The following is a 15994-nucleotide window of genomic DNA, read 5'->3' on the forward strand; positions in this document are numbered from 1 at the left end:
GAACTTCGGGGAGCAAAGCTCGCCTCCCCCTGATGATCGGCGGCAAGCGGCCTCGCCACCTGCACCGACACCATAATCCTTCTATCCGTCGAAGACGACGCCGCCGTAACAGATGCGGCGTCAATCCGGAAAACGGCTGCGCCAGCCGCTTGTTCCTGAAAAGGCGATTGCGCAGGTCTTTCAAATCATCATACAACGATATTGTCAATGTATGATGAATATCGTATGATCATTTCGACGTTGGTCACGAAACGTGGCCGGGCATCGCCCGCATGAAAGTCCCGCTCGTCTCCGGTCGAGAAAGATTCAGGCAGAGCATGCGAAACGGCGTGGAGGAGATAGGGTGGAATCGCTCGAAAGACAGGGGCATGGCTCCTCGGCTCAGCCGGTGCGCCGTCCCCGCGTGCGCAGAAACGTGACTGCCGCGATCGCCGAAGACATCTGCGCAGAACGCTACCCTTCCGGCTCGACCCTGCCGCGTGAAAACGATCTCTGCGAAATGTACGGCGTCAGCCGCACGGTTATTCGTGAATCCCTCAAGGTACTGGAGTCCAAGGGTCTCGTGCGCGGCTTGCCGCGCATCGGCACCACGGTCTGCGACAAGGACGACTGGAACATCCTCGACCAGGATGTGCTGGAATGGATGGGACCCTATATCGCCGATTTCGACATTCTCGGCTCCATTCTTGAAGCCCGCCGCACGATAGAACCCGCCGCCGCCGAATATGCCGCGGAACGGGCGACGGCCCGCGAAATCGCCGATCTCGAGAGCGCATGGCAGCAGATGCGCGACAGCGGCGATGATCCGGAGGGCTTTACCGAAGCCGACGTGGCATTCCACAAGCTGCTGCTCAGCGCCAGTCACAACCAGGTGTTTCGCCGTCTTTCCAGCGCCATGCATGCCGGCCTGAAATATGCGCTGCACGCCTCCAACGTCGCTGCCCATAGCCGCGACGAGGCGATCGCCGTTCACGGTGAACTTGTCGAAGCGCTGCGCCTTCGCGATCGCGACGCCGCGCGTGACTGCGCTCACCGCATGCTCGATCTTGCCGCCCGCGATCTCGCCGTCGAACGGCAGCTGGACGCAGGCCGGAAAACAAATCCCGCAACCCAAAGATCCGCGGCATCGCGCCGCTGACGCAACCCAAAGCCAAACGGAATCATTCCCATGAAAATCACCAAGCTGACGACCTACATCGTTCCCCCGCGCTGGCTGTTCCTGAAGATCGAGACCGATGAAGGCATTGTCGGCTGGGGTGAGCCCGTGGTCGAGGGTCGCGCGCTCACCGTACAGGCGGCCGTGCACGAGCTGGAAGATTATCTGATCGGCAAGGACCCCTTCCTGATCGAGGACCACTGGAACGTCATGTACCGCGCCGGCTTCTATCGCGGCGGCGCCGTCCACATGTCGGCCCTCGCCGGCATCGACCAGGCGCTCTGGGACATCAAGGGCAAGGCACTCGGACAACCGATCCATTCGTTGCTCGGCGGCCAGGTGCGCGACAAGATCAAGGTCTATTCCTGGATCGGCGGCGATCGTCCCTCGGACGTCGCCAAAAATGCCAAGGACGTCGTTGCCCGCGGCTTCAAGGCGATCAAGCTCAACGGCTGCGAGGAAATGCAGATCGTCGACACCTACGACAAGGTGGAGAAGGCGGTCGAGACCATCGCCACCATCCGCGAGGCGATCGGCCCCTATATCGGCATCGGCGTCGACTTCCACGGCCGCGTCCATCGTCCGATGGCCAAGGTTCTCGCCAAGGAGCTGGAGCCCTACAAGCTGCTCTTTATCGAGGAACCGGTGCTGTCGGAAAACCGCGAGGCGCTGAAGGAAATCGCCAACCATTGCTCGACGCCGATTGCCTTGGGTGAGCGCCTCTATTCGCGCTGGGATTTCAAGTCGGTGCTGTCGGACGGCTATGTCGACATTCTCCAGCCCGATCTATCCCATGCCGGCGGCATCACCGAATGCCGCAAGATCGCAGCCATGGCGGAAGCCTACGACGTGGCGCTGGCGCCGCATTGCCCGCTCGGCCCGATCGCGCTTGCCGCCTGCCTTCAGGTCGACGCCGTCAGCTACAATGCCTTCATCCAGGAACAGAGCCTCGGCATCCACTACAACAAGGGCAACGACATCCTCGACTACATCTCCAACAAGGAGGTGTTCCACTATGCCGATGGCTTCGTCTCGATCCCGCAGGGACCGGGCCTCGGTATCGAGGTGGACGAGGCCTACGTCATCGAGCGCGCCAAGGAAGGCCATCGCTGGCGCAACCCGGTCTGGCGCCACGAGGACGGCAGCGTCGCCGAGTGGTAAGACCACGCTCGTCCGCTGACGGACGAGAAACCGCATATCTCCAATGATGAAAGGCCCGATGGCAGCAGATCTGCGCTATCGGGCCTTTTCTCTAGACGATGCTCTCTTGGTCCGGCACCTTCCCCCTTTGCCGCCTGGCGGCGAAGATTGCTGTAAACTTGGTTTACCGCCTCCCCCAAAAAAGTTGCGCCTGCAGTATCGGCGCAGATACTGCAGGCGCGTCATGCGTCTCAACAAGCCCCCAGGGAGACGCATTACCGGAGCATGATCACCAAAGGCGTGGAGTGCCCTTTAGCTCAGACCATGCTCAAGCAGGCAATTTCAGACTACTCCCGCTCGCCGGTGAAGTTCAGCAGCAGCTGGAAGATGTTGACGAAGTTCAGGTAGAGCGACAGGGCACCGAAGACGGCGAGCTTCTGCTGCGATTCCTGATCATGGTTTTCAGCATACTGTTCCTTGATGTTCTGCGTATCCCAGGCGGTCAGGCCGACGAAGACCACGATACCGATGACCGAGATGGCGAACTGCAGCGCGCTCGAACCCAGGAAGATATTGACGATGCTGGCGATGATGACACCGAACAGACCCATCATCAGGAACGAGCCGATGTTGGAAAGGTCACGCTTGGTCGTGTAGCCGTAGAGGCTGGTCGCACCGAACATCGTCGCGGCGATGAAGAAGGTGCGCGCAATACTCGTGCCGGTGAAGACCAGGAAGACCGAGGCCAGCGACAGGCCCATGACCGCACAGAACGCCCAGAACATCATCTGCGCCGTGCTGGCCGACATCGACTGGATGCGGAACGAGAAGAAGAACACGAAGGCGAGCGGCGCCAGCATGACGACCCACTTCAGCGGGCTCTGGAAGATCGGCACATAGAGCGCCGGCGTCGTGCCGACGATCAACGCGACGATGCCGGTCACGACAAGGCCGATACCCATGTAGTTGTAGACGCGCAGCATGTGCCGGCGCAGTCCCTCGTCGAAGAGCGCCTGAGAGCCGGCGGCGGCTCCGTAGCCGTATCGCGGATTGGTCGGGTTCATGGTCGTTCTCCTTTAATCCAAACTAGTAGAGGCTGCGGGCAAGCTTTTCGGCATCGCCGTCAAGCTGACCCGCTTTGCCATTGCCGATCAGCGCATAGGCGACTTCGCCGATCTGCCAGTAGGCAGCCTGAACATCGTCACGCTTGATGTGACTGACGTCCTGGACGGCGAAATTGCCCGGGCGGACAGCAAACAGTGATAAATGCCCGTCTTCCCCGGCATCGACCATCATTTCGATGCTCGGACCGAACTCGGACGGATAGATTTGTGCATCGGTGACACGCCAGTCGCCCGGCAGTTCCGGCAATATGATCGCCGTCGAAGCACGGATTTCTTCCGGATTGTAATTCGCAGCCGCCGATTGCGGCTTGATCTCTTCGCGCACGGCGGTCGTCTTGTAGGCGCGCACCGCGTCGTCGACGAAGGCCGGCGGCCTTGTGGACGCACTGACCTCGCTCGCCGTAAAGGCGCCGAAGGACGTATGCGCGACCCAGCCGGTCGTCACGAGCACGGCGATGGCGGCAACCCGCTGGAAGGATCCCAGCATGCGGCCATAGACCAGTCCGCGCTCCAGCCGCCGCGCGGCCTCCCGAGTTTCTGCACGGACCACATGACCTTCTCCGGCCAGCGCCATGCGCAGCTCGCCACGGATGCTCATATCGGCCATCACCTTGGCGGCGATTTCCGGATGCTCTGAGAGATAGGATTCCACCTCGACACGGCGCGCGAGTGTCAGCTCGCCATCGACATAGGCGTCGAGATCGGTATCGATGATCGGATCAACGATTTTCATTGCCGCCTCCCTCGATAAGCCTGAGATGTGAAACCTTGGAGGTAGCCTCCTCGAAATTACGCAGGCTCGCACGAGCCCGCGCAATGCGGGACATCAGCGTGCCGACGGGAATGCCAAGAGCGGAAGCCGCCTCCTGATAGGAGAGATCCTCTATCGCCACGAGATGCAGCGCCTCGCGCTGCTCCTCTGGCAGACTGAAGAAGGCTTCGCGGACCTGGCTCAAACGCACCGTGTGGTCCTGCGATGCCGGCAATGCCGTTTCCAGCTCGGTCGCCGCCTCTTCATGGCGACGGTTCAGCGATTTCTTCTGGCGCAGGCGGTCGATATGCACATTATGCAAGATCGACAACAGCCAGGTGCGCAGATTGCCGTCGCGCCTGAAAGATGCCTTGCGCTCATATGCCTTGACCAGCGCATCATGCACCAGATCCTCGGCCTCGTCCGCATTGCGCACGAGCGAGCGGGCGTAACGTCTCAGCGAACCGAGCTGCCCCAAAACATCGAATGTGCGTCCTTTGCGTTCCATACACCTATATACGGAAGCACTCCGGATTCTATTCCATCGCCCGACGAATATTTTTGCAGATTTTTTACATCAGCAGGAAATCTTTGGGCTGTGGCAGCGGCGGCAGGTCGGTTTCGCCCAGCGCTTCGCGCAGATTGATCTCGATCGTATCGGCAAGGGCACCTATGGCGAGCGCATTGGGCCGCCGGCCGAACGGGTCTTCCAATTCGTCGCCCAGCGCATCGAGACCAAAGAATGTGTAGGCGATCAGCGCTGTCACGAAAGGCGATCCCCAGCCGAGCATATCGACATAGCCGAAAGGAAGCAGGAAGCAGAAGAGATAGGCGGTGCGGTGCAGGAGCAGCGTATAGCCGAAGGGCAGCGGCGTGTTGCGCAGACGCTCGCAGGCCGCCTGGGCCGCACCCATCTGGCCGATGGTGATATCCAGCATCTGATATTGGATATCCGAAATCGCACCCGATGCCTTCAGCCGTGCGAGATCGGCGGACATCAGTCGCAGAATAAGGTCGGGCCGGTTCTGGGCGACATGATAGAATTCGGCTTCGCTTGGCGTCAGCAGGCGCAGCACCTTGCCCTCGTCGCTGCCTTCACGCAGAAGACAGACCAGTGCCTGCGCGAAAGCCATGGTCAGGCGCAGCAGGTTCTTGCGCGCCTCGACGCCCACCTCGCCTGCGCCCTCCAGCACCAGCGTCTGCCGGGCGAAGCTGCGCGCGAGTTGGACGAGTTGCCCCCAGTCGCGACGCCCCTCCCACCAGCGGTCATAACAGGCATTGTTGCGGAAGCCGAGGAAGATCGAAAGCGCGATGCCGAGCAGCGACAGCGCCGAGCCGTTGAAAGAGACGATGAGGTGCGGCTTCTCCTCATGCCCCCAGACGATCAGGGCCGACAGCAGGAAGATGGCGATGATCTGCGGCAGGATGCGCCGGATGATCGACCCTCGAACGATGAAGAAAAGCTGGAAGAGATTCGGCCGGTCGCGGACGATCATGACGAAGCGCACTCTCGATCAATGTATGGTGAGGCAGCAATACACCAGACGCACCGGGAGTAACGAGCATTTCTTGCAAGCGGCCCTGACCGGCGGGCATCGCTCGCCGGTCAGGCGGACCATCATTTCGCGCTCGCGCTTGCCGTCACCAGAACCGGGTCGGCACGATAATCCTTAGGGAAGAGATGTTGCAGGTTCTTGATCTTCGGCAGGTCGTTGATGACGATATAGGGATAGCTCGGATGCGTCGTCAGGAAATCCTGATGATAATCCTCGGCGGCATAGAATTGCCGCGCCGGCTCGATCTTGGTGACAACAGCCGCATCGAAGGCCTTGGCGTGGTTGAGCTGGTCGATATAGGCCTTGGCAATGTCGGCTTGCGACTGGCTGGTCGGGAAGATCGCCGAGCGATATTGCGTGCCGGTATCAGGCCCCTGATAGTTCAGCTCCGTCGGATCATGGGCGACGGAGAAATAGATCTGCAGCAGATGGCCATAGCTGATCTTGTGCGGATCGAAGACGATGCGCACGGATTCGGCATGGCCGGTATCGCCCGAGCTCACCATTTCATAGTGAGCCGCATCCTTGCTGCCGCCAGTATAGCCAGAGGTCGCGCTGATCACGCCGTTGACGTGCTGGAAGACGCCCTGGACGCCCCAGAAACAGCCGCCGGCAAGCACGGCCGTCTCCGTATTGGCGGAAGGAACCTTCTCGTCCACGCTCGGCGACGGGATAACCCGCGCATCCTCGGCCGATGCGCGGCCGGCAAATTGCAGGGCAACGGCGGCAACCAGTACCGAGGCTGCTGTGAGTCCGGCAAAGCGCGCAACCCGCGCCGAACCGATACGGATCATATCTGTCGATAAAGTCTTCATGACACTCTCCTCTCGACCGCCATTCTAAACGCTTCGGTCAGAAGGAGATACGGGAAGGCGAGGCTCAATGTTACAAACGGCCGCGTGTAACACTGAAACGTGAACAAGGCAGCGGCCTTGTTCAGAGATGGTGTTCAGTAATGGGGCGGCTTGGTAATGGCCGGCGCATCGAGAGACTGCTCTTCCAGCGTCAGAAACCGCTCGGTCAGCCGATCGAGCTTCTGCCGCGTCTGCTCGACCACCTTCCATTGTTCGGCAATCTGGTCGGACAGCTCCTCGATCGTCTTCGCCTGATGGGCAACCGTTTCCTCGAGCTTGATGATGCGGCTTTGTTCGTCTGACATATCTGATCCCTTTCGCAACGATCTATAGCAGCGTGGCAACCGCGTATAGTGCTTCCATTCGGCAGGAGGCGGGCGGCACTCTCGTTTGACGGCGATGTGACAAAACTGAAAAACAGATGAAAAGACCCGTTACCTAACTGACATGGGGGCCTTCTAAAGAGAGCGCAGAGACGCGCTGGTTTGAAGGCCATTCCTTCCTCAGGCGCACCCATTCTGACGACTGCGGAGAAGCGCCTTGAAGATCATCCAGATCACCGACACCCATTTGAGCCCCAACAAGCCGCATTTCAACGGCAATTGGGAGCCGCTGGCGAAATGGATCGAGGCAAGCGGCGCCGATCTCGTCGTTCACACCGGTGATCTTAGCGTCGACGGCGCCGACAAGGACGAAGATCTTATCTTCTCCATGGATCTGATGCGACAGATCTCCGTGCCGATGCTGATCGTGCCCGGCAACCACGATGTCGGCCACCTGCCCGGCTCCTACCAGCCCGTCAATCCCGAACGGCTGGACCGCTGGCGCCGCCTCGTCGGCCCCGACTATTGGGCAAAGGACGTCGACAATTGGCGGCTGATCGGCCTCAACAGCCTGCTGATGGGCTTCGAGGACGACGAAGAGCAGAAGCAGTTCGACTGGCTGCAGGATATGCTCGAAAGCCGCGGCGACCGCCGTATCGCCCTCTTCGCGCACAAGCCGCTCTTCGTCGATGCGCCGGATGAAGGCGACACCGGCTACTGGAGCGTGCGCCCGGCGCAGCGCCGCCGCCTCTATGATCTGATCGCGGCCCATGACGTCGCCCTCTTCGGCAGCGGCCACCTGCACTGGACCTGGGAAGGCCGCTTCAACGATACCGCCGTCGTATGGGCACCGCCCGGCGCCTTCATCCTCGACAAGATGGAACGCGAGATGCCCGGCGAACGGCTGATCGGCGCGGCCATCCATGAACTCGGCGAGACGGTGTCGACCGAGCTCGTCGCCGTACCCGGCATGACCGCCTACTTCCTCGATGACGTCGTCATGGAAGTCTATCCGCAGGCAGCACCCAAGGCACAGAAGGAGCCGACCGAATGAGTGCACTCTCGCTTCGCGGCATCGCCAAATCCTTCGGCGGCAATGCCATCCTCAAGGGCGTCGACCTCGAGGTCCAGCCCGGTGAGTTCATCGCCCTCGTCGGTCCGTCCGGCTGCGGCAAGAGCACTCTGCTGCGCATCCTTGCCGGCCTCGATCATGCCGATAGCGGCGAAATCATCCTCGGCGGCAGCGACGTATCAGGCGTTGCGGCAGCGGATCGCAACATTGCCATGGTGTTCCAGTCCTACGCGCTCTATCCGCATCTGACGGCCTCGGAAAACATTGCCGTGCCGCTCGCCATGCGCCGCCTGTCGCGCGTCCAGCGCCTGCCCTTCATCGGTTCGATGATCCCCGGCCAGCGCGCGGCCCGCACCGGCATCATCCGCGATGTCCGCGAAATGGCGGTTTCGCTGAAGATCGACCATTTGCTCGACCGCAAGCCCGGCCAGATGTCCGGCGGCCAGCGCCAGCGCGTGGCGCTGGCCCGCGCCATGGTGCGCCGCCCCGCCGTCTTCCTCATGGATGAGCCGCTCTCCAATCTCGATGCCAATCTGCGCGTCCATGCCCGTGGCGAAATCGTTGATCTCCACCGCCGCGCCGGCGTGCCCACAGTCTATGTCACCCACGATCAGGCCGAAGCACTGTCGATGGCGGATCGCGTCGCCGTCATGATCGGCGGCCAGCTGCTGCAGTTCGCCTCGCCGCAGACGATCTACGACGATCCCGCCCATATCGAAGTAGCCCGTTTCGTCGGTCAGCCGCGCATCAATCTTTTGCCGGCGCTGGCCGAAAACGGCATCGTTGCCTTCGGCGGCATCCGGCTTGCACTGGAAGACGGCAGCGTCGCCGGCGGCAACGTCACGCTCGGCATCCGTCCGGAATTCGTGACCCTCACGCAGAACCGGCAGGATGCGCTTGCCGCTCACATCGAGCGCATGGAATTCCTCGGCTCCGAAGTCATCCTCTATGCCAAGCTCGACGCCATCGGCGAGACGATGGTCATCAAGCTCGCACCGGCAGACGTTGCCGGCCTTACTGCCGGCATGCCGGTGGCGCTGGGCCTCTCAGCGGAACAGGCGATGGTCTTCGCCGAAGACGGCCGCCGCCTGCGCGCCGCACCGACGACCGTCGACGCCACGCGGGAAAAGGCGCATGGCTAGCATTGCCGCCACCTCCTTGCCGATGCAGGCGGCCGCAGCCCGCGAACGCAGCGAAGCCCGCACGGCCCTGCTCTTCGCCCTGCCCGCCATCATCTTGATCGTGCTCTTCATCATCGTGCCGATCGTCGCCGTCGTCGTGCTCGGCTTCACGGATTTCCAGCTGGGCGACAAGAGCCTGCGCTTCGTCGCCTTCGAAAACTACGCGCATCTGCTGCGCGACCGCGCCTTCCAGAAATCCCTCTGGAACACGACTGTCTACACAGCCATCGTCGCGCCGGTCTCGATCGTGCTCGGCCTCGGCGTTGCGCTGCTGATCGAAAGCGAAGGCGTCGGCCGCAGTTTCTTCCGCACGGCCTATTTCCTGCCCGTCGCCTCGCTGATCGTCGCCATGGCAACCGTCTGGCAATATCTCTTCCATCCGACGATCGGCCCGATCAATGCGATGCTCGCTCAAATCGGCTTGCCTGGCCCGAATTGGCTCGGCTCGTCGGCGACCGCCCTCTACAGCCTGTCGATCATCGGCGTCTGGCAATCGGTCGGCTTCAACATGGTGCTGTTCCTGGCCGGTCTCACCGCCATCCCGCGCGAGCTTTATTCTGCAGCGGAAGTGGACGGCGCAAAATCGGCGTGGGATCGCTTCTGGCTCGTCACCTGGCCGATGCTCGGGCCGACGACGCTCTTCGTAACCACCATCAGCATCATCAATGCGGTGAAGGTCTTCGATACGGTAAAGGCCCTGACCGACGGTGGCCCGAACCATGCGTCGGAAGTGCTGCTCTTCAGCATCTACCAGGAAGGCTTCGTCTATCTCCGGGTCGGCTATGCCTCGGCGATGACCACCGTCTTCCTCGCCATCCTCGTGGTGCTGACCTTCCTGCAATATCGCGTCCAAGACCGGCAGGTGCATTACACATGACCTCGACAGGCTTCACTCCCGGCCGCATCCTGCGCCTCGCTTTGCTGATCCTGGGCTCGCTGATCTTCCTGGCGCCCTACATTTTCATGATCTCGACCGCCGGCAAGGCGCAGGACGATATCTTCACGTCGGCCCTGAAGCTGATCCCGACGCATTTCTATTACGTCGAGAACATCGCCAAGGCGCTGAGCAAGGTTGACATGGGCACGCTGCTGTTCAACGGCGTGCTCGTCTGCGGCCTGATCTTCTTCTTCCAGGTGCTGATCGCCATTCCCTGCGCCTATGCCATGGCGAAGCTGAAATTCCCGGCGGCACGCACCATGATGGTGCTGATCATGCTGGGCCTGCTGATCCCGATCCACGCGACGGCGCTGCCGCTCTATGTCGGCTTCAACAGCCTCTCGCTCCTGAACAGCTACACGGCTCTCGTCGCGCCCTTCTCGATCTCGGTCTTCGCGATCTTCATGTTCCTGCAGTTCTTCCGCGCCATGCCCGACGACCTGATCCACGCCGCGCGCCTCGACGGCATGTCGGAACTCGGCATCGTCGCCCGCGTGATCGTGCCGAACGCATGGCCGGCCGTGACCGCTTTCGCGATCTTCTCGGTCGTCGCGCACTGGAACGACCTCTACTGGCCGCTGATCGTCATCAGCAAGCAGGATTATTTCACGCCGCCGCTGGGCCTCATGTATTTCCGCGCCGCCGAAGCCGGCGACGACTACGGCGCGCTGATGGCGGCAACCCTCATCATTACCCTTCCCCTCGTTGCGGCGTTCCTTCTCGCACAGAAGCGTTTCGTCGAGGGCATCACCATGACCGGTCTCAAGGGCTGACCGGTTCGAAATTTGAAAACGGAGAACGAGCGATGAAGCATATCACCCAGATTCTCGCCGCCGCGGCCATTTCGATGGTCGTGTCGGTCCCGGCCTATGCCGAAACCACCCTGACGGTTCACTATCCCATGCCCGGCTTCTTCAAGAACGTGATGGACACGATCTCGAAGAAGTTCATGGAAGAAAATCCGGACATCAAGATTCAGTTCGCCGCTCCTTCGGCCACCTATGAGGAAGGCATTCAGACCATCCTGCGCCAGGCCGGCACCAGCGAAATGCCCGATGTCACCTTCATCGGCCTCAACCGCCTGCGCATGATGGACGAGCGCAACGTCGCCGTCGACCTCGGCCCCCTCGTCAAGAAAGAGGGCAACATGGCCGAACAGGGCTTCTCGGACACGATCCTGAAGCTCGCCCAGGTCAAGGGCAAGCAGGTCGGCCTCGCCTTCGCAACGTCGAACCCGATCATGTACTACAATGCCGATCTGGTGAAGGCCGCCGGCGGCAATCCGGACAACCCGCCGAAGACCTGGGATGAAGTCATCGCGCTCGCCGGCAAGATCAAGGCGCTCGGTAACGGCGTCGACGGCATGGACTTCCGCTGGCAGGGCGACGACTGGATGTTCTCCGCCCTCCTCTTCGGCGCCGGCGGCAAGATGCTGAGCGACGACGAGACGAAGGTTGCCTTCAACGGCCCCGAAGGCCAGAAGGCCGTCGAGATGATCCAACGCTTCGTCAAGGAAGGCGGCATGCCGGTCTTCACCAAGGCTGCAGGCGAACAGGCTTTCGCTGCTGGCAAGGTCGGCTTCGAATTCCAGACCACCGGTGCTCTCGTCAACACCATCAAGAATGTCGGCACCAAGTTCGACCTGCGCACCGCCAAGCTGCCGCTGATCGACCCGGTCAACGGCCGCCTGCCGACGGGCGGCAACGCCGTCGTCATCCTGACCCATGATCCGGTCAAGGAAGAGGCCGCCTGGAAGTTTGCCAAGTTCGCCGCCGGCCCCTATGGCGCCTCGGTCGTCGTTCCCGGCACCGGCTACGTCCCGAACAACGAGCTGGCCGCCAAGTCGGCCGAATATCTCGGCGACTTCTACAAGAAGAACCCGCTCTTCCAGGCCGGCCTCAGCCAGATGTCGATCATGATCCCCTGGTATGCCTTCCCGGGTTCCAACGGCGTCAAGGTCACACAGACCATCGTCGACAATCTCTCGCGCATCGTCGACGGCTCGGCCACGCCGAAGGAAGCGCTCGACGACGCTGCTTCCGACGTCGAAGGCCTGCTGCCGCGCAGCTGATCTTTCGATCCGGTCTGAACAATCCACGCCGCTTCTCCTTGAGAGGCGGCGTTTCCGTTCGCAGGCAGGCGTCAGGGTTGAATGGCGAGATTGCGCACCGTGCCGCCCGCACGCATCCGATAGGGTACTGTCAGATGACGCGGCGGCGCGGCATTTTCCGCCATGTCGAGCAGCAGCGAGGCCGCTGCCGCTCCCATCGTCCCGTCCGGAATTTCCACTGTCGTCAGCGGAACCTCACCCAGAAAACCAAGGGAAATCCCGTCGAAACCCGCGACCGAAATATCGCGTGGGATCGAAAGCCCCTGCCGCCGAAGCGCTCCCATGACTCCAAGCGCGAGAAGATCGTTGGAGCCGATGATCGCCGTCGGACCAAAGCGTGAAACCGCATCCGAAAGATCGAGCTGCTCCAGGCTGTTTACGAAGGAAATCTCCAGTGCATCGAGTGGCTGTTGCCCCGCGGCTTCCATGGCCCTGATATAACCGAGGTAGCGCAGCTTCGCCCGATCCGAGGCCGAAAAATGGCCCGATATGAACAGAATACGGCGATGCCCCTTGCACAGGAGATGATCGGTCAGATCACGACCAGCGCCGAAATTGTCGGTCGCGACGGCGGCGGTGAAGCGGCTGGTCGGCAGGTTGCCAAGCAATACGGTCGGCGGCAGGGTGGATGACGGGAGCAGGCTGCGTTCGGGATCGCAGAGCGTCAGGATAAGACCGGTCGGTTGCTGTTGAAGCAGCGAAGCAACGGCATCGGCCTCCTGCGCCGGATCATAATTCGATTGCGCGATCAGCACGCTATGCCCGGCATGAAGCGCCCTGTTCTGGATGCTGGAAAGCGAAGCCGCGAAGACCGGATTGGTGATGCTGGGAATAAGCACGCCGATCGCCGGCCGACCGTTGCCGGTGCGCCCACCCGCCCGATAGCCGAGCTCCGCCGCCGCACGCCGCACGCGCCGCACCATTTCGTCGCTGACGGGTCCGTTACGGTTCAGCACCCGGCTCGCGGTCGCGACCGAACAACCGGCCCGAAAGGCGATCTGCTGGAGCGTCGACATGATATCAATCACCTCCGGCTTCGGGTTTCAGGCCCTCGTGGAATATCCCCTGGAATGAGGGGATTTATATCAGAGCGATGACACTTATTTGACGGACCTTCGCATAGGTCGCGACATCAATGCACTTGACTTTGTTGCAGCGCAACAGATCTTCATCGTGATCGCAGCGGCGAATGATGCTGTCATCAAGCGATGCCATGATTGCCGCGCTGTGATCCGCAGATCCGCCCCCTCGAAAGGATGCTCTCATGTCAGAAGCAGAAGCACGGACGCCTGCCAACACCGAAAGATTGTTCTTCCTCGACATCAACGACGGACGAATTCTCTCCTCCGCCATCGACGGCACCGATCTCAAGCTCATCGTCCAGCGGGCCGGTCGCAGCCCGGATGGCATTCTCGTCGACAGCGAGAATGGCTGGATCTACTGGACGGAGATGGGCAACGACTACAACGCCCATGATGGCTCCATCGAGCGCATGGACCTCGACGGCGGCAATCACGTAACACTGATCCCGCCCGGCAGTACGCTGGTCACACCGAAGCAGATCCAGATCGATCGCGACAACGGCAAGCTCTATTGGTGCGACCGCGAAGGCATGCGAGTCATGCGCGCCAATATCGACGGCAGCGACATCGAGACCCTGGTGCAGAACGGCGAAGGCCCTGAGGACAGCGCCGAGATCGAGCGCTGGTGCGTCGGCATCGCCCTCGACCTGCCGCTCGGGCAGATCTATTGGACCCAGAAGGGACCGCCGGATGCCGGCCTCGGCCGCATCTTCCGCGCTGGTATCAACATCCCCGCCGGCGAAACCGCGACCGACCGCAGCGATATCGAAACCCTGCTGGACAAACTGCCGGAGCCGATCGATCTCGAACTGGATCTCGCCACCCGCACGATCTACTGGACCGATCGCGGTAATCTTCCGCGCGGGAATACCGTCAACCGCGCCCTGATGGATGATATCGCCGCAACCTCCGCAGTCGTCCTCGAAGGTCTGGACGAAGGCATTGGCCTCTCGCTCGACCTGCCGAACAACCGCATGTTCTTCACCGATATCGGCGGCAATCTCTATTCCGCAAGCCTCGACGGCTCGGGGGAGCGTGAACTGCTGCACCATGCCGGCTCTTTCACCGGCATCGTCTACGCCGAGGTCTGAATGGCTGTCATCGTAGGCGCGCAGATATGCGCGTCTACGCCCCATCCTCCTCGGCCACCATCCGGTCGAGATTCTGGTTGAGCCGGCGCATCAACTGAAGCAGCGTCTGAACCTCCTCCGCGCTGAACCCGGCCAATACCGCCTCGCGACCCTGTTCCAGCGCCTGACGGGCAGCCGGAAGCCTTTCGCGCGCCGCGTCGGTTAGAGATACGAGACTACTACGACCATCCGCAGGATCGGGCGTGCGCTTGATCAGCCCATCCCGCTCCATGCGCGCCAGCATCTGCGCCATCGACGGCTGCTCGATCTTGGCGAATTTTGCCAGATCCTTCTGCGACATCTCGGCGCCATTGCGGAGCATGTAGAGCACCGGCAGCTGGCCGATATTGAAGCCCAATGCCTTCACACGTCGCTCGCCGAGACGCGCGAACGACCGCGACGCCATGTTGATGAGCGGCGCCGGCGCGTCGAACAAATCCCAATCCGTCATTTTCGCCCCACTTGAATAGGTACCTATGTTAATCTATATAGGTACCTATGTACAAAATTATGAGAACCATGTCCATGAGATCCTATCCCCGCATCGCCATCATCGGCGCAGGCCCCGGCGGGCTGACGCTTGCCCGCATTCTCCATCAGGCCGGCGTGCCGGCCAGCGTCTTTGAGCGCGAAGAACACGCCCTTGCCCGCCCGCAGGGCGGCACGCTCGACCTGCACGTCGAATCCGGTCAGCTGGCGATACGCCGTGCCGGTCTCTACGAAGAATTCCTGCAGATCGCCCGCTACGAGGACCAGGGGAGCCGGCTTTACGACAAGGACGGCACGCTCATCTTCGCTGATGATGATGCCGACGACTCCGACCGGCCGGAAGTGGATCGCACGGCCTTGCGGCAAACGCTGCTCGCCTCCTTGCCGGCTGAACCCATTCGCTGGAACCATGGCCTGCGCGAGGTACGCCCACTAGACGACGGCACATACGAGCTGGTTTTCGAAAGCGGCACGGCAGGCCCCTTCGATCTCGTCGTCGGCGCCGATGGCAGCTGGTCCAAGGTCAGGCCGCTGGTGTCGTCGTACCGCCCGCAATATAGCGGCATCACCTTCATCGAATTCGGCATCGATGACGTCGACGCGAGCCACCCCGATCTTGCGGCCCTCGTCGGCCGCGGCAAGATCGGCGTCGAGGCCGATGGAAGAGGCCTGATTGTCCAGCGCAATGGCGATGCTCATCTCAGAGGCTACGCGATCTTCCGCGTACCGACCGAATGGGCCGAGAAGACGTTCGACTTTACCTCACCGGCAAAGGCTCGGGCGCGGCTGGCCGCAGAATTCGAAGGCTGGGCGCCGCGCATCCTTGGCCTTGTCGAGGCCAGCAACGACCATATCGTTTCGAGGCCGATCTATGCGCTGCCGGTCGGCCACCACTGGCAGAACCGTATCGGCATCACGCTCCTCGGCGACGCCGCGCATGTGATGTCGCCCTTTGGCGGCGAAGGCGTGAATATGGCGATGCTGGATGCCGCGGAGCTTGGCCGCCAGCTTCTCGAAAACGACGAGTGGAAGGACGCCGTCAAAGCCTATGAAGCGGAGATGTTCGAACGCGTCATCGAGGCGGCCGAA

General features: G+C 61.6%; 16 protein-coding genes and 1 pseudogene. 9 read left to right on the forward strand and 8 right to left on the reverse strand.

Features of this window, described 5'->3' with window-relative positions; translation table 11 throughout:
- The first annotated feature begins 343 nt into the window (after window positions 1-343).
- Complete coding sequence (locus tag AC13Q5_RS28275) at window positions 344-1138, forward strand: FadR/GntR family transcriptional regulator (RefSeq protein ID WP_488503924.1); 795 nt, start codon at window positions 344-346, stop codon at window positions 1136-1138.
- 30 nt (window positions 1139-1168) lie between these two features.
- Window positions 1169-2317, forward strand: coding sequence for a galactonate dehydratase (gene dgoD, locus AC13Q5_RS28280; RefSeq protein WP_457893870.1), 1149 nt, complete (start codon window positions 1169-1171; stop codon window positions 2315-2317).
- A 326-nt stretch (window positions 2318-2643) separates the two neighbouring features.
- Here the strand turns inward: dgoD and AC13Q5_RS28285 are convergent, their stop codons facing one another.
- From AC13Q5_RS28285 to AC13Q5_RS28310, 6 genes are all read right to left on the reverse strand, one after another.
- Complete coding sequence (locus AC13Q5_RS28285; RefSeq protein ID WP_075851793.1) at window positions 2644-3360, reverse strand: Bax inhibitor-1/YccA family protein; 717 nt, start codon at window positions 3358-3360, stop codon at window positions 2644-2646.
- Between the two features lie 22 nt (window positions 3361-3382).
- Window positions 3383-4153, reverse strand: a complete 771-nt coding sequence (locus AC13Q5_RS28290; protein WP_075851794.1) for an anti-sigma factor family protein — start codon at window positions 4151-4153, stop codon at window positions 3383-3385.
- Entirely contained in the window at window positions 4140-4679 is a 540-nt protein-coding gene (locus AC13Q5_RS28295; RefSeq protein ID WP_457877931.1) for a sigma-70 family RNA polymerase sigma factor, read from the reverse strand. The genes AC13Q5_RS28290 and AC13Q5_RS28295 overlap by 14 nt, the downstream gene beginning before the upstream one ends.
- Window positions 4680-4743: 64 nt before the next feature.
- A complete protein-coding gene (locus AC13Q5_RS28300) occupies window positions 4744-5667 on the reverse strand; it encodes a bestrophin family protein (protein WP_488503925.1) in 924 nt (307 codons plus the stop codon).
- 122 nt (window positions 5668-5789) lie between these two features.
- Entirely contained in the window at window positions 5790-6542 is a 753-nt protein-coding gene (msrA, locus tag AC13Q5_RS28305; RefSeq protein WP_488503926.1) for a peptide-methionine (S)-S-oxide reductase MsrA, read from the reverse strand.
- A gap of 134 nt (window positions 6543-6676) precedes the next feature.
- Entirely contained in the window at window positions 6677-6886 is a 210-nt protein-coding gene (locus AC13Q5_RS28310) for a SlyX family protein (RefSeq protein ID WP_075851798.1), read from the reverse strand.
- A 235-nt stretch (window positions 6887-7121) separates the two neighbouring features.
- On the opposite strand from AC13Q5_RS28310, the gene AC13Q5_RS28315 reads away from it, so the two are divergent.
- The 5 genes from AC13Q5_RS28315 to AC13Q5_RS28335 are packed head-to-tail and all read left to right on the forward strand — an operon-like array spanning window position 7122 to window position 12165.
- Window positions 7122-7958: a metallophosphoesterase family protein gene (locus AC13Q5_RS28315; RefSeq protein ID WP_488503927.1), complete on the forward strand. Its 837-nt coding sequence runs from the start codon at window positions 7122-7124 to the stop codon at window positions 7956-7958.
- Complete coding sequence (locus AC13Q5_RS28320) at window positions 7955-9118, forward strand: ABC transporter ATP-binding protein (protein ID WP_488503928.1); 1164 nt, start codon at window positions 7955-7957, stop codon at window positions 9116-9118. The genes AC13Q5_RS28315 and AC13Q5_RS28320 overlap by 4 nt, the downstream gene beginning before the upstream one ends.
- Window positions 9111-10034, forward strand: coding sequence for a carbohydrate ABC transporter permease (locus tag AC13Q5_RS28325; RefSeq protein ID WP_488503929.1), 924 nt, complete (start codon window positions 9111-9113; stop codon window positions 10032-10034). The genes AC13Q5_RS28320 and AC13Q5_RS28325 overlap by 8 nt, the downstream gene beginning before the upstream one ends.
- Window positions 10031-10867, forward strand: coding sequence for a carbohydrate ABC transporter permease (locus AC13Q5_RS28330; protein ID WP_488503930.1), 837 nt, complete (start codon window positions 10031-10033; stop codon window positions 10865-10867). The genes AC13Q5_RS28325 and AC13Q5_RS28330 overlap by 4 nt, the downstream gene beginning before the upstream one ends.
- A gap of 32 nt (window positions 10868-10899) precedes the next feature.
- Window positions 10900-12165 (forward strand): ABC transporter substrate-binding protein, encoded by a 1266-nt coding sequence (locus AC13Q5_RS28335; protein WP_488503931.1) that lies wholly within the window; start codon window positions 10900-10902, stop codon window positions 12163-12165.
- 71 nt (window positions 12166-12236) lie between these two features.
- On the opposite strand, the gene AC13Q5_RS28340 is transcribed toward AC13Q5_RS28335, so the two are convergent.
- Window positions 12237-13220, reverse strand: coding sequence for a LacI family DNA-binding transcriptional regulator (locus AC13Q5_RS28340; RefSeq protein WP_457877924.1), 984 nt, complete (start codon window positions 13218-13220; stop codon window positions 12237-12239).
- A 248-nt stretch (window positions 13221-13468) separates the two neighbouring features.
- Here AC13Q5_RS28340 and AC13Q5_RS28345 point away from each other — a divergent pair, with 248 nt between their 5' ends.
- Window positions 13469-14377 carry a YncE family protein gene (locus AC13Q5_RS28345; RefSeq protein WP_488503932.1) on the forward strand — a complete coding sequence of 303 codons (909 nt, stop codon included), beginning with the start codon at window positions 13469-13471 and terminating at the stop codon, window positions 14375-14377.
- A gap of 34 nt (window positions 14378-14411) precedes the next feature.
- On the opposite strand, the gene AC13Q5_RS28350 is transcribed toward AC13Q5_RS28345, so the two are convergent.
- Complete coding sequence (locus AC13Q5_RS28350) at window positions 14412-14867, reverse strand: MarR family winged helix-turn-helix transcriptional regulator (RefSeq protein ID WP_488503933.1); 456 nt, start codon at window positions 14865-14867, stop codon at window positions 14412-14414.
- Between the two features lie 74 nt (window positions 14868-14941).
- On the opposite strand from AC13Q5_RS28350, the pseudogene AC13Q5_RS28355 reads away from it, so the two are divergent.
- Window positions 14942-15865 (forward strand): annotated as a pseudogene (locus tag AC13Q5_RS28355) (FAD-dependent oxidoreductase); the annotation flags it as partial.
- Between the last annotated feature and the right edge of the window lie 129 nt (window positions 15866-15994).

The organism is Martinezella sp. CNPSo 3964 (assembly GCF_057784375.1).